Origin of the sequence: Streptomyces sp. NBC_01166 (assembly GCF_045039765.1) — a bacterium.
Taxonomy (GTDB): domain Bacteria; phylum Actinomycetota; class Actinomycetes; order Streptomycetales; family Streptomycetaceae; genus Streptomyces.
The window spans coordinates 48178-60621 of sequence record NZ_CP108614.1; the positions used below are offsets into that span (position 1 = coordinate 48178).

The following is a 12444-nucleotide window of genomic DNA, read 5'->3' on the forward strand; positions in this document are numbered from 1 at the left end:
CCATGCTCCAATTTCGACGCATTCGTCTGGAGAACATCGGCCACCGCGCGGCCGGCTTCAAGTCACTCGTCCTGGACGTGACCGGCGGACCCAGCTCGGTTGACGGCCGCCCCATGCAGCCCGTCGACGTGATCTTGTGGCTGCGCAATGGCGGTGGCAAGTCGAGCCTGCTCGCGCTGCTCTTCAGCCTGCTGCTGCCGGCCAAGAAGGACTTCATCGGGGCGGCCGAGGCCAAGTCGCTCGCCGAGTACGTCCCCGACGGGCAGGTCTCCCACGTGATCGCCGAGTGGGGTGACTCCGACCGCCCCGCCTCCGGCGCTGTCCTGATCACCGGCGGCGTCTACCAGTGGCGCGACCGCCAGTGTCCCGCGGATCCGAGCAGCAACTGGGATCGTCTGGAGCGCCGCTGGTACCTGCTGCGGCCCCAGCCTGGCGCACTGGAACTGGACTCTCTACCGGTCCGTGCCGAGGGCGGGCAGCTCACCATGAGCATGTACGTCAAGGCGCTGGAGGCGGCCCACAAGACGGAGCGGCGGCTGCAACTGGCTGTCGCAGACGAGCAGTACGAGTGGGAGGAGCAGCTGGGGAGCCACGGGCTGGACCCTCAGGTCTTCAAGATCCAGAAGGCCATGAACCAGGCAGAGGGCGGCATCACGGAACTGTTTAAGTTTCGCACTGCTGAGGAGTTCGTCGACTTCCTCATCGACATGGTCGTTGATCCGGCCGCACCCATTGCGGCGCGCGCGGCACTGTCCAAACACGCAGACAAACTGGCTGCCCGTCCAGCGCGGGAAATGGAGGAGCGCTTCCTCGCCGAAGCTGTTCTGAGGCTGAAGCCGGTACAGAAGGCCACGGCCGAGGTCGCTGTCGCCGAGCAGACGCTGCACCAGCAGACCCGAATCGCCCTGCGCGCAGGCGAGCACATCCAGGCCCAGGCCGAGGGCCAGGCGCAGCAGGCAGCCACCTTGCGCCGTGAGGCGGACACCGCCGAACACGAGGCGCGTGCGGCAGAGGGCCGGGTCGAGGAGCGGAAGCAACGCGTGGCCGAGGTTCGGGAGGTGGCCGAACGGCTGCGGATGGCTGACCACCGGCGCGATCACGCAGCTCAGGTCGAGGCGGTTGCCGCCGCGGAAGGTGAGGCGGCGGCCTGGAAGGCGGTCCCCTGGCTCCTGGACCTGGCAGACCAGGAGACCGAGTGCCGCGAGGCCAGGCAGCTCTTGGCCTGTGCCCGAAGCGAGCAGGCCCCGTTGCGCGAGGCCGTGGAGCATGCCGGCGCCGAACTGTACGCCAAGCTCGAAGACGGCCTCGTACGGCTTGCAGGGGAGTCCGACCAAAGCCGTGCCGTGCTTGAGGCCGCCACCGAGCAGGCTGAGGCTGGTGAGCGGGAGTACGAGGAAGCAACGGCTGCGTTCGGCTGCGCCAAGAGCCGGGCGACCTCCGCTGAGAAGGCCCGCAAAGAGGAACAGGCGAAGCTGACAGTTGCCCGCCGCACCGGCCTCCTCGGTACGCAGGAAGATCCCACCGAGGCCCTGGCGCGGCTCGTTCACGAGGAGGAAGTAGCCACTGAGCAGGCTGAACAGGCGCGGCACCAAGTGGAGGAAGCCCGCGAGCAGGCAACGTCCGTCGCAGCGGAGCGGGTCTCCTGCGCAGGCCGGCTCAGTGCCGCCCGGCAGCGGCATGACCAGGTGTGGGACCAGTGGAATGCCCTGTCCCAGGATCGCCGCGATCTGGCTGCCGATCTCCGCCTGAGGGAGCTGGCCGGGATTGGGGAGGAGGCGTGTGAGCTGGACTTGGACAGTGTCGGCGTTGACCTCGTCGCGATGCTCACGGATCAGCTGGTGTCCGCAGACCGGCAACTGGCCGCCGAACGGGCCCAGGCGTTCGAGGACGAGCGGCTGCGTGACGGCCTGGATCAGGACGGGTTCTGCCCGCCGCCTCGCGAGGTCGAGCAGGCTGTCACGGCCCTGCGGGAGCAGGGCGCCCCCGCCGTCGCAGGGGCGCAGTTCCTGCGCGAGACCGTGCCCGCCCACCAGCACGACGCCGTCATCGCGGCCATCCCCCACCTGATCGGTGGCGTGGTCATCTGCGGATCGGTGCCCGGTGGCGATCTGGCGGCGCTGGCCCGGCAGGCCGACGTCACGCTGCCGACTGTGATCGCAGTTTCCACCGACGATCAGGCCAGAAGCCTGCTGTCCAAGCCCCTTGGTGACATCGCAGTGATGCCGCTGCGCCCTTCGGTGCTGGATGCCGAGGCCGGCGAGGAAGAGCTGCTCCGCGTCAGTGCCCGCTTGGCCACCGTGGACGAACGTTGCACGGTGATCGTCCAGCGGCGGGAGGCCGATCGCATTCTCTGCGGACGGCTGCGCAACCATCTGGACGCGTTCAATGCGCAGGCCCGGGCCGGTCTGGAGGAACTCCTCGGACACCTTGACGAAGAGGTGAACACGCTCACTGAGCGCACGAGCGTCCTTGTGCGCCAGGCCGCCGACGCTGAGGACGCCGGACGCCGGGCGGAAGGTCGGCTCACCCAGTACACGACTGCGCTGCGGGCACTTGCCGCGCAGCTCCCTCAGGTCCAGTCGCTGGTCGAAACGGCCCGCGCGGTGGAGAACTGGGTATCGAAACGGCAGCACGCCCAGGCCGAGATCCGGGAGCACCGCCTGGCCGCCCAGGCATGCAAAGGCCGCTGGCAGGCGGCCTTGGAACAACAGCGAGGGGCCCAAACAGCTCTGCGACAGTGCCACGACCGCGCGGAGCGCTGGAAGGGATGGACACAGGAGATCCGGCAGGAACTGTCCGACGAGGTCCTCGCCGCCCGACCCGCTGCCGTACCCGAGGGCAGCGTGCAGGCCCTGCGCGAGCGCTGGGTACAGACCGGCCGGGACTGGCGCGCCGGCATCAGCGACACTGCCCTGCAACAGCGGCTCACCGTTGCTGAAACCGCCATCAAGAGCGTCAATCAAAAGCTGGCCGAGGTCGGCTCGGCCGCCCGAGCTCAGGCCACCGAGCTCCTGGACCAAGCCGAGACGATGGACGCCGAGCACCTTGCTGCCCGCGTCGCCGTTTCCGGCAGCGCCCTCAAGGACGCTGAGCGTAGGGAGGTGGAAGCTGCGCTGCTGCTGCGGCAGGTCACCAAGGACCACGAAGAGGCGGCCGCCGCCCTCGGCGACTTCCCCGGTGCCAAGGTGCCGGTCTTCGACAGCACCAAGGAAGCGCAAGAACAACTGCAGTCGGCCCGGTGCCTGCTGGAACAGGACCGCGCCCTCGCCCAGGTGAGGCATCTGGACGCCGAGAAGATCCACCGACGCGCCGACCTGGCCGTCGGCAACGCCGCGCGGTTTCGGCAATCAGCCAGCGCCCTCAATGCGGCAAGCGACCATTCAGCCCCAGCCCAGGGTGCCGATGCCGCCCCGGAGATGACCGTAGACGCACTCCTGCTCGAACAGCACGGGCTGTCCGCTGTGGCCGCCCAGTCGCTGCAGCCGGACAAAGCCGAGCAGATCAAGGACGCCATCGTCGGCCAGGTCGCTCAGGCCGATCGCGCCCTGGAGAGAGCCAGAACCGCCCTGCGCAAGGACGTACAGAAGGTGGAACGGCTCGCCCAACAGCCGGAGTACGTTCAGATCGTCGACGGACGGCTGCGCGAACGACTGCAGCAAGACCTCACCACCCCCGCCCGGCTGACCAAGCTCTTGGAGGACATCGAGGAGCGTGAACGGCAGGTCGTCGCAGTGCTGGCCGAGTCAGCCGAGGACCAGGCCCGCGTCGTGGATGCATGCACGAGCACGGTCGAAGCTGTCCTGGACAGCGTGGAAGAAGTCGCCCGTCACTCCCGTCTTCCTAAGAACCTGGGGAGCTGGTCCAGCCAGCGGTTCCTGTCGCTGGAGCTGCGCCAGCGTGCCACAGGCGACGAACTGGCCCGCAGACTGTCCGCCGAGGTCGATCGGCTCATCACCGCCCTGCCGGCCAGCGCCGCCGGACGGGCCAGCGCCCTGCCCGAGGCAATTCCCCTGGCCAAGCAGATGGTCCTGGCAGCCCTCGGTGGCCGCGGCAACATCGTTGCGAAAATCATCAAGCCGACCCAGAGCCTGGACACCGTCGAACGCGAGGCCGTCACCGAGATCCGGAAATTCAGCGGCGGCGAACTGCTGACGGTCTCCGTGCTGCTGTACTGCACGCTTGCCCGAATGCGTGCCGCCCAGCGTGACCGACGCATCCCCGGTGGAGTGGGCACACTGGTGCTGGACAACCCCTTCGGAAAGGCCAACTACACGCCCTTCGTCGACCTGCAGCGCCGCGTCGCCTCGGCCCACGGCATCCAGCTCGTCTACACCACCGGGTCCAATGACTTGCCCGCCCTGGGCCGCTTCCCCCTCATCATCCGCATGCGCAACGGTGTGGACCTGCGCTCAAAACGGCGCTACGTCCAGATCCTCGATCGGTACGGCGACGCCGTCGCGGCTGGTGTCGCCCGCGCCCAGGAGGACGGCATTACCTCGGCCCATCTCCTGCGCCGCGCCGTCCTGCACACCGAGGCGGAACCAGACACCCTGTCTCCCACGCAGGATGCCGTGTGAGCGCCGCCGATCACATGGCTGCGTTCCTCGCCCGACAGCCCCGCCAGCGCGTCGACTTCGACGCGCTGGCGGGCGCCGCCGATGCGGGCGACTCGAGCCTGGCTACCTCGCCCCGGCGCCGCCGCATCCTCGCCGACGCCGCCCGCGCCTTGGCCGACCGCGGGCTGACCACATTGCCCAAAGGAAGCGCTGGCTGGGACTACAGCGCCCACCCGCCCCTGCCCCGCTGGGTCAACCGCCCGCCTGCCGCGCGGCCGCCCCGCCGCCATACACCTCGCGCCTATGTCGAGCAGCTGCGCTTCGCAACCAAACTGCGCCTGACTGCGAGCGACCACGCCCTGCTCGGCCCCATCAACACGCTGCTCCGCGACCAGCCGGACGCCGAGATCATCCCGCTGGCCGACCGTTCCTACGAGCTGTACGGCGACGAGAAACGCCTGAAGAACATCGAGCGCCACCACCTCGTCACCAAGGGACTGCTGGACCTCACCGTGCACCTCAGGGCCCGGCCCACGCCTGCCCCCCTGGCAATGTATGAACTCGGGCCGGCGCCCTGGATGCTCATCGTCGAGAACACCGCCGCGTTCACCAGTCTGCGCGACATCCTCGGCAACTGGCCCGACCGCAGCCAGGTCGGCTGGCTCGGCTTCGGCGAGGGCGACCACCTCATCGCCTCCCTGCACACCGCCCAGACGTCCTTCCGCGAGCGCGACCACCCCGTGGACACCCTGCTGCTCTACGCAGACCTCGACCTCGAGGGCTTGCGCTGCGCACAGAAGGCCAGCCACCGCGCCCACGCTGCCGGTCTTCCGCCGCTCCAGCCCGCCGCCGGCCTCTACCAGGCCCTCCTCACTCGCCCACCGCGCTCCCACCCACCCGTCGCCGCTGAGGATGCCCATAGCGCGGCCACCTGGCTGCCACCACACCTCGCCGCTCCCGTCGCACAGTTGCTCACCGACGGCTTCGTCCTGCGACACGAAGCCCTCCCGCTCCCCGAGCTCCGCTCCCTGCTCATCCCCACCGCGCCACTGCTACCCCAGCTCCGCGACATGGCCTCTCCCACGAGGTCAGTGATCTCGCTGCTCCCGTCTCGGTCCGCATCTGAACCAAGAGGCCTCAGGACATGAACCCCTGGCACCTCCGGCCATGCCTGCCGTCCTCCAGCACTGACCTGTCCCGCTCCGATCCACAAACCTGGAGCGACATCTTCATCACGACCGTCGACACCGTCCCCGTTGAATGCATCCGACCGAGCGATACCGAGCGGCCTATCTGGGGCATCTACACCCCAGGCCGTTACCGGTCCGATGACTACCTCGGCACCCTCCACGCCCGCGACACCGACGGCCTCTGGCACGTCCAGGCCACCGGCGAACGCCACGCCTCGTTCGCCGACGCCGTTCGTACTTTGCGCCGGCCACCCACCTGGCCCCGCGAACGCGCCCACGCCACGTGGTGGGCCCGCCGCGTACTGGCCGATCCGGCCGTGCTCATCATCGACGTCCAGACCACCGGACTCACCAGCCCCTTCGCCACCCAGATCGCTGCGATCGATAGCAGCGGGACACTCATCCTGAGCGAGCTCCTCGACCCACAAGCCGAATTCGAGCCCGAAGCAAGCGCGCTGCACGGCCTAACCGAGGAAAGCACCCGTAACGCAGCCACCTTTCAAGACCTACTGCCCGTGCTCACCGAGCACTTCCACGGGCGGCGCCTCGTCGCCTACCACACCTTCGACCAAGCCGTTATCGCCCGCGAGCTCGGCCGCCACCTAGCCGACCCTGCCCGTGTCAGGGCATGGCTGAGCAGCAGCCGCTGGCACGACGCCATGCCGCCCATCTCCACTTGGACCGGCCTGTGGTCCACCAGGAACCACGCCTACCGCCGCATCAAGCTCGGCAGTCGCTACGACGCCGCTGCCAACTGCCATCTCCTGCTACACCGCCTCCAACAGCTCGCCTACCAGAGGGAGAGCTGACCGGTGCTCCGGGACCTACCGACGGCCCCGTTCCGGCATGACTCGTCTGTGTAGGTTCCGCAATCTCATGGGTGGCCTTGTTCACGAGAACCGGTTCTCGTGAACAAAGCCAGGCTTGGCGATCTTCTTGATCTCCCGGCGCTCGGGAAGGGCGAACGTCTTGGCCGGCCGCCCCTGTACTTCGGTTAGAGCGATGCGAACCCGTCGGTGTTGAAATTGTGGATCACGTCCCGGGACCGGTCCGCACTGGTGAACGTGACCTCGGCAATCTTCACCACGGGCCTGCTCTGCGCGGACAGCAGCACCATCTGGGCCCGGCGCCAGGTCACCACCGACCCTGTGCCGCGGCGGACGATTTGCAACAACCGCCGGCCTTCATCGTCGTCGATCTCACGGACGCGTACTCGTTCAGCCACCCGCACAGCTTGACGGCCGCACGCTGACGAGCGGCGCCTACGCGCCGTCGTCGACAGGGCCAACGTCTCCTGACACAGCCGCACCCCGACGAAACAACGCGGTCCACAGGAACGTCACGCCGAACAGTGCTGACTCAGGGGATGCCTCGCGCATGCGGCGCAGTTCGACCTCTACCAGGTCAGAGAAGATCCAGCGCAGCGATTCGGGTGTGTAGGCGAGGCCGCCTTGCAGCTCGCGTTCACGGTAGAGGTCAGCGTCGGTGAGTTCCGACCCCATTCCCGCATCGCCGGCGGCGAAGCTGGTGAGTGCGAGGTGGCCGCCAGGGGCGAGGACGCGGTCGAGGAGGGCCAGATAGCTGACGCGGCGGTGAGGCGGTAGGTGGTGGAAGCACCCTGAGTCGACGACCAGGTCGTACGGGCCGTTCAACTCGTTGGCGGGGAGCGCGAAAGCGTCACCGCATATGAAGCGGATGTCGACTCCAGCCTCGTGAGCCCGGTCCTCGCCCCAGGCGACGGCAATGGGAGAGAGGTCGACGGCGTCCACCTCGAAGCCGCGCGCTGCGAGGTACAGAGCATTGCGGCCCGGCCCGCACCCCAGGTCCAGGGCTCGACCGGGAGCAATCAGGCCCTGGTCGAGGTAGGCAGCCAGGTTCTCGTCCGGCTTCGCCGCGAAGAACGGGACGGGCCTTGACCGGTCGGCGTAGAAGCGATCCCAGAAGTCCTTGCCGTCGCCGGTTGCCGAGCGGCCAGCCTCGGATTGAGATGTGAAGAGTCCGTCCAGGAGCGCGAGAACGTCCTCGACGGTGCGTACGGTCCGGTCCATCCGGCCCCCTTTCGACCGAGGTCGATGATAGGAACGACGGGGATTAAAGGCCAGGTCAGACGGCATATGGGGATGGGTGGAATGGGCTACTGCGGCCTCCGCAGCAGGCGAGGAAGGGAACCCTCCAAATCCCGACCCGACATTCGCCCAAGCACCCATCAGGGGGCAGGAAGGGACAATCCTCGGCCGCGCCGGGGAAACTATTTCGACGAGTTTTCCAGCGGCGCTACAGGGCGAGCGTTGTCTGATGCGGCACTAGCTTGTGTCGATGGCTGGCCGCTGACCTATGCCTCGTAGCCGTCTTCGGCACGGTGGACATGCTCAGGCCCAGGGTGCGCTACGCCGGGGACCATGGGGCGGTTGTAGTCGAGGGGGATGGTGCTGAAGGTGTCGCTAGGGATGGGAGCGGTGTCGTTGTCAGCGATGATCAGCTGTACCCGGTCGCCGTAAGCATCTGCGAGTGCCTTGAAGCGGTCGTAGATGCGGTTCCCGCGTTCCTGGTCATCCGGGTTGTTGCCCAGTGCCTTTCGCGGGGAGTCGATGACCAGTAGGGATGGGACGAGGACATCAGGGTGGGTGAGCCCGAATTCCAGTAGGGCGAGGCTGTAAGCGATGCTCACGCATGTCGTGATGCCGCCGCCGGAGGCTTGCAGGCTCTCGAAGGGGTTGCCGTCGATCACCGGCAGATAAGTCTTCGGGTCGATGACCGCCGTTCGTACCCAGGGCAGGTGCAGCTCGGCGAGCAGGGTGAAGAACTGCTGGCTCAGGTCGTCTACGAGTTGGCCGCGGGCTGCGAGAGCCAGGGTGCGACTCTTGACGTCGGCCTGGACGCGCGTGCGGGTCGCCTTGAGGTCCTTGACCTCTTGGTTGATGGACCGCGCGCGAGCCCAGGCATCACGCAGCTGGGTGACGGCGTCGATGCTCGCTCCGAGCGAGGCTACCCGGGCGCTGGAACCGGCAATCGCGTCGAACCGGGGCGCGACTATGTCCCGGGTCTGCACGTCCAGCTCCCGTCGCAGGGTGGTGGTGAGGAAGTCGGCTTGCTGGGCGCGGTCGCGCGCAGCTGCAAGTACCTGCCCATCAGCTTCGCGAACACCTCGTGCGTCTTGGAGCTGCCTCTCAAGGGCCGCCCGCGTCTGCTGGATGGCTGCAGGATCGACGGACTCGTCCGGGGGATCGTGTTGCAGGCAGACAATGCAGTGGTCCTCTTGGACCGGCCGTCCTTCCAGCCGCTGCATGCAGCGAGGGCAGACGACGAAGTCGAAGGGAGACAGCTTCTCGATCGCGGACGCGGAGCGCTCCAGGCGCAGGAGATCGAGTTCGACCTGAGCGACGACTGATTCACGGGCTTCGAGCAGCTCGCGTGCAGCTTCGACCTCTTGGCTGGCGTCCCTCGCGCTGGCGACGGCCCGACGAAGCTCCTGCCGGAGAACAGCATCGGCTGCACTGCTCTCCTCCAGCTCCGAACGCAGATCGCCGAGGGCACGTTCGGCGAGGGACAGCATCTCGCGTAGCTGAACGAGTTCCGCGCGGAGCGCGTCATCACTTCGCGAATCCGACTCTCGGAGGAAGTTGCTGACGTTGTCGTGCTCAGAGGCTTTCGTCTTCATGTCCGTCAAGAGCTGTGCCGAGCGCTGCTTCAGATCCAGGAGCACGCTGTCCGTCAGCCCGAAGATGATCTCGAAAAGGGCTCGGCGCATCCCGTCGAAGTAGGTCTGCTGGTGGCGAACGATCTGGGTGTCGATGTAGATCGCTTCGAGGTAGACGTAGGCGAACAGGGCCTGGAAGGTCACGTTGGCCTTGGCAGATTTGCCTTCCCGACGCACGGGAATCGACGCACGAGGGAACCCCAAGGCGCTCAGCAGCCGGTCGGACAGGGTAATTTGACCGGCCTCGGCGCGGATGATGAGGCTCTCGCGGAGCTCCAGTGTGACGGGGTCGAGAACGTCCACCCGGTTGCTGCCAGCTTCGCCGATCAGCCTCCGGAGCGCCAGGTGCTCGTCGCCGACGAGGACCTCCGCACACACCGAATGGACATGATCGCGCACGGCAGGCGTGAGGATGGCGTCACCACCGACAGCGTGCTTGAGCAGCATGAGAAGGCTGGACTTGCCGCTGCCGCTCGGTCCGCTGATCACTGTCGCCGGCTGGTCGAACCGGTACGTCTTCTCCGCGTCGGCGGTGGTGAGAGTCAGGGCGAGGAACTTCAGGTTGACCGCCATCAGATTTCCGTCCGCCAGGGCCTGTCCACCGCGTCGGGCAGGCGCTCATAGATCAGGTTCTTCAGGGCCGACCCCGACTTGTCGAAGTGCTTCTTCAAAAGCGCCGTACGTTGCGAGACGAGCACCCAGTCAGGCGTGTCGGACAGAGCCGCCACGGCCTCAGCGCCACTGGCCGTGACGCGGAACTCAGTCCGGTCACCACCCGTGTACGTGATGAGGTCACGGGCCGCCAGCGAGCCGAGGATGCTGTAGTAGCGCTGATCCCATGGCCCGTACTTGTAGCGGGTCATGCGACTCTCGACGGCCCGTCGCTCGGCGGCTGTGGGCTCGGTGCCGCGGGGCCAGCTGTCGCCGTTCTCGTCGAGCAGTCGCTCCAGCATTGCCGGATAGCGAAGTAGGAAGTCGAGTTTGGCCAGTTTGGTGAGTCCCGCAAGGCCCGTGCGTGCCGTGGTGAAGCGTCCGATCAGCAGCAGGACTCTCGCCTCGTGGTAGTGAGCCTCACGGCGCTCCTCGCTACGAGCCTGCACCTTGATGCGCGTCTCGGAAGCCAGACGCTCGGAGGCGTTGCTCACGATGCCTCCTCGTCGGAGATCGTAAAGACGTCGGAGAAGTAGTAGTCGCAGTCGTCGCACAGCTGATACGCCAGGCCACGAAGATGCTTGCCATTGATCTTGAACGGCAGGGTTACCGACATCGCCTCAGGCATCAGCCGCTGCCTCAAGAGCCGGTTCATCCGCGCCCCGTACGGATTGCCCTCCGCCGTCTCGCTCTGCGCGTCCGCACGGCAGTCGAAGGCGGTGTCCAAGACCTCCAGGCGCATATTGGCGAGATCGGCACTGTCTCCTGGCAATCCCGACTGGTGCTGTTTCCAGGCGACGTACCAGGCCGAGCGCAGGCTCTCCGCGTGCACGACCTCATCATCGGGAACCTGCCCCTGCACCAGCTTCTTGCGGAGTTTCACTCCTCCGGGAGCGACCATGGGGAGTCGACCAGGAGCGAAGGTCGGAACGGTGAGTTCGCGGTAGACGAACTGCTCGCGCACGGTGCGTGCGTACAGCGTCCGGCGGGCAATGCGCTGCTGCATCTGCACGTTCTGGAGAACCCTGCTCGGCTTCGCGATGTACTCGGCCAACTGGCCACGCTCGCCCTCGCCGCGGTTGGCCTGCTCGATGCGCTCGACGATCTGGCGGTAGGTGGCTTCGTCGTCCACGTGCTCCAGCTCCAGAGCGACGATGGCCGGCCGAAGTAGCTGCTGCAGGTTGTGGTCGGTGATGAACCTGGACGAGGGCACGCTCTTGTAGTCGATGTGCACCACGGCCAGGAACTGCTTGATCGTGGCGACGAAGCCGTCAGGTATGGCGATGTCAGCCATCGCCTTGGTCTCCGGCACTTCGGGGATGTGCGGGTACGGCTGCTTCCAGCGAATCTTCAGGAAGTGCCGCGCGATGGTCGTTGCCATCGCGTCGACGTCCGCTGTGACCTCGGGGTCTGGGCCGCACATTCTCGAGAGCACAGCGGCATTGCCTTTGCCGGTGTTCAAGGCGCCGTTCGTGGTGAGGCGCAACCGAACGTTGTCTGCGCAACCACACGCGCGCCAGCTGTTGAACAGGTGCGCCAGGCCCCCGTCCTTGCACAGATCGCCCACATTCCACAGCGTCCGGTGGTATTGGCGGTGCTTCACCGACACCAGCTCGACAGCGCCGTCCTTGAAGGCAATGGCGAAGTCCTCGTGCCACTCGCAGACGACGTACTCGATCTCGTCCCGTGTAAGCATGGCCAGGCACGCCTGAGCCGCCACTTCGGCTTGGTACCGATACAGCCGTGAGGTGTCGGTTCCGCCGTCCTCGCCGGGTGCCCGCTGAAAGATCGGATGCACGAAGTCGTCGGTGTCATCCACCGCGTCCACTGCCACGTCGACCACAGCCACCCCCCAAGCCGCACGCGCACCGCGAGCCCTGAAGAGGGTCGGTGAGCCGAAGATCCTTAGGCGTATCACAGTCCGCATGCGCGACGTAACCGAGTGATCGCATAATTCTGGAAACGATCAGACAATTGCGTCCTCACCGAGGACAACCGGCTCAGGACGGACCACGCGCCTGCAGGTCGCGAGATCGACTACTCACCGAACCACGGAGTTGCTCGAACGGTGCTCATGATCACGCGGAAATGTCCATGGAGTCGCGGAACCTACAATCACCGAGCGCGAGTCGGGGCGGGGCAGCAGATTCCGCAAGAGTTCGGCGGTTTCTGCCTCGAGGCCAAGCAGATGGGCGATGCGGGCCGGGCCCCAGCGGCGCAGGACGCGGACCTTGATGATGCGGCGTTCGGTGCGGGCCGGGGTCCTGCGGGGGCTGTGGTGCGGCGGGAGGAGAGGTCCGTCATCCCGGCCTCGCCCAGAGCCCAGCAGCGGCCGGCCCACGCCGGGTTG

7 protein-coding genes and 2 pseudogenes are annotated in these 12444 nt (G+C 66.9%); 3 read left to right on the forward strand and 6 right to left on the reverse strand.

The annotated features are described in order from the left end of the window. The first annotated feature begins 2 nt into the window (after positions 1–2). From OG379_RS39860 to OG379_RS39870, 3 genes are read left to right on the forward strand one after another with little or no spacing between them, the layout of a single operon-like run. On the forward strand, positions 3–4577 hold the full coding sequence (locus OG379_RS39860) for a hypothetical protein (RefSeq protein WP_331734999.1): 4575 nt from the start codon (positions 3–5) through the stop codon (positions 4575–4577). Then, the gene (locus OG379_RS39865) at positions 4574–5704 is read left to right on the forward strand and encodes a hypothetical protein (protein ID WP_331735002.1); all 1131 of its coding nucleotides are present in this window, start codon (positions 4574–4576) and stop codon (positions 5702–5704) included. Before OG379_RS39860 ends, OG379_RS39865 begins: the two co-directional genes overlap by 4 nt. Next, entirely contained in the window at positions 5701–6555 is an 855-nt protein-coding gene (locus OG379_RS39870) for a 3'-5' exonuclease (RefSeq protein ID WP_331735004.1), read from the forward strand. The genes OG379_RS39865 and OG379_RS39870 overlap by 4 nt, the downstream gene beginning before the upstream one ends. A gap of 114 nt (positions 6556–6669) precedes the next feature. Here OG379_RS39870 and OG379_RS39875 read toward each other — a convergent pair. The 6 genes and pseudogenes from OG379_RS39875 to OG379_RS39900 all read right to left on the reverse strand — a co-directional run. Beyond that, positions 6670–6971: pseudogene (locus tag OG379_RS39875) on the reverse strand (helix-turn-helix domain-containing protein); the annotation flags it as partial. A 37-nt stretch (positions 6972–7008) separates the two neighbouring features. After that, positions 7009–7794 (reverse strand): class I SAM-dependent methyltransferase, encoded by a 786-nt coding sequence (locus OG379_RS39880; RefSeq protein ID WP_331735664.1) that lies wholly within the window; start codon positions 7792–7794, stop codon positions 7009–7011. Positions 7795–8078: 284 nt separating this feature from the next. Beyond that, positions 8079–10016: an AAA family ATPase gene (locus OG379_RS39885; RefSeq protein ID WP_331735008.1), complete on the reverse strand. Its 1938-nt coding sequence runs from the start codon at positions 10014–10016 to the stop codon at positions 8079–8081. Further along, complete coding sequence (locus OG379_RS39890; protein ID WP_331735010.1) at positions 10016–10588, reverse strand: hypothetical protein; 573 nt, start codon at positions 10586–10588, stop codon at positions 10016–10018. The genes OG379_RS39885 and OG379_RS39890 overlap by 1 nt, the downstream gene beginning before the upstream one ends. Then, positions 10585–11937 (reverse strand): dsDNA nuclease domain-containing protein, encoded by a 1353-nt coding sequence (locus tag OG379_RS39895; RefSeq protein ID WP_331735013.1) that lies wholly within the window; start codon positions 11935–11937, stop codon positions 10585–10587. The genes OG379_RS39890 and OG379_RS39895 overlap by 4 nt, the downstream gene beginning before the upstream one ends. A gap of 321 nt (positions 11938–12258) precedes the next feature. Further along, a pseudogene (locus OG379_RS39900) lies at positions 12259–12434 on the reverse strand (IS481 family transposase); the annotation flags it as partial. Between the last annotated feature and the right edge of the window lie 10 nt (positions 12435–12444).

Excerpts from the sequence above, each read along its gene's own strand:
- OG379_RS39880 (WP_331735664.1), bottom strand. The coding sequence starts at position 7,794 with ATGGACCGGACCGTACGCACCGTCGAGGACGTTCTCGCGCTCCTGGAC.
- OG379_RS39885 (WP_331735008.1), bottom strand. The coding sequence starts at position 10,016 with ATGGCGGTCAACCTGAAGTTCCTCGCCCTGACTCTCACCACCGCCGAC.
- OG379_RS39870 (WP_331735004.1), top strand. The coding sequence starts at position 5,701 with ATGAACCCCTGGCACCTCCGGCCATGCCTGCCGTCCTCCAGCACTGAC.
- OG379_RS39860 (WP_331734999.1), top strand. The coding sequence starts at position 3 with ATGCTCCAATTTCGACGCATTCGTCTGGAGAACATCGGCCACCGCGCG.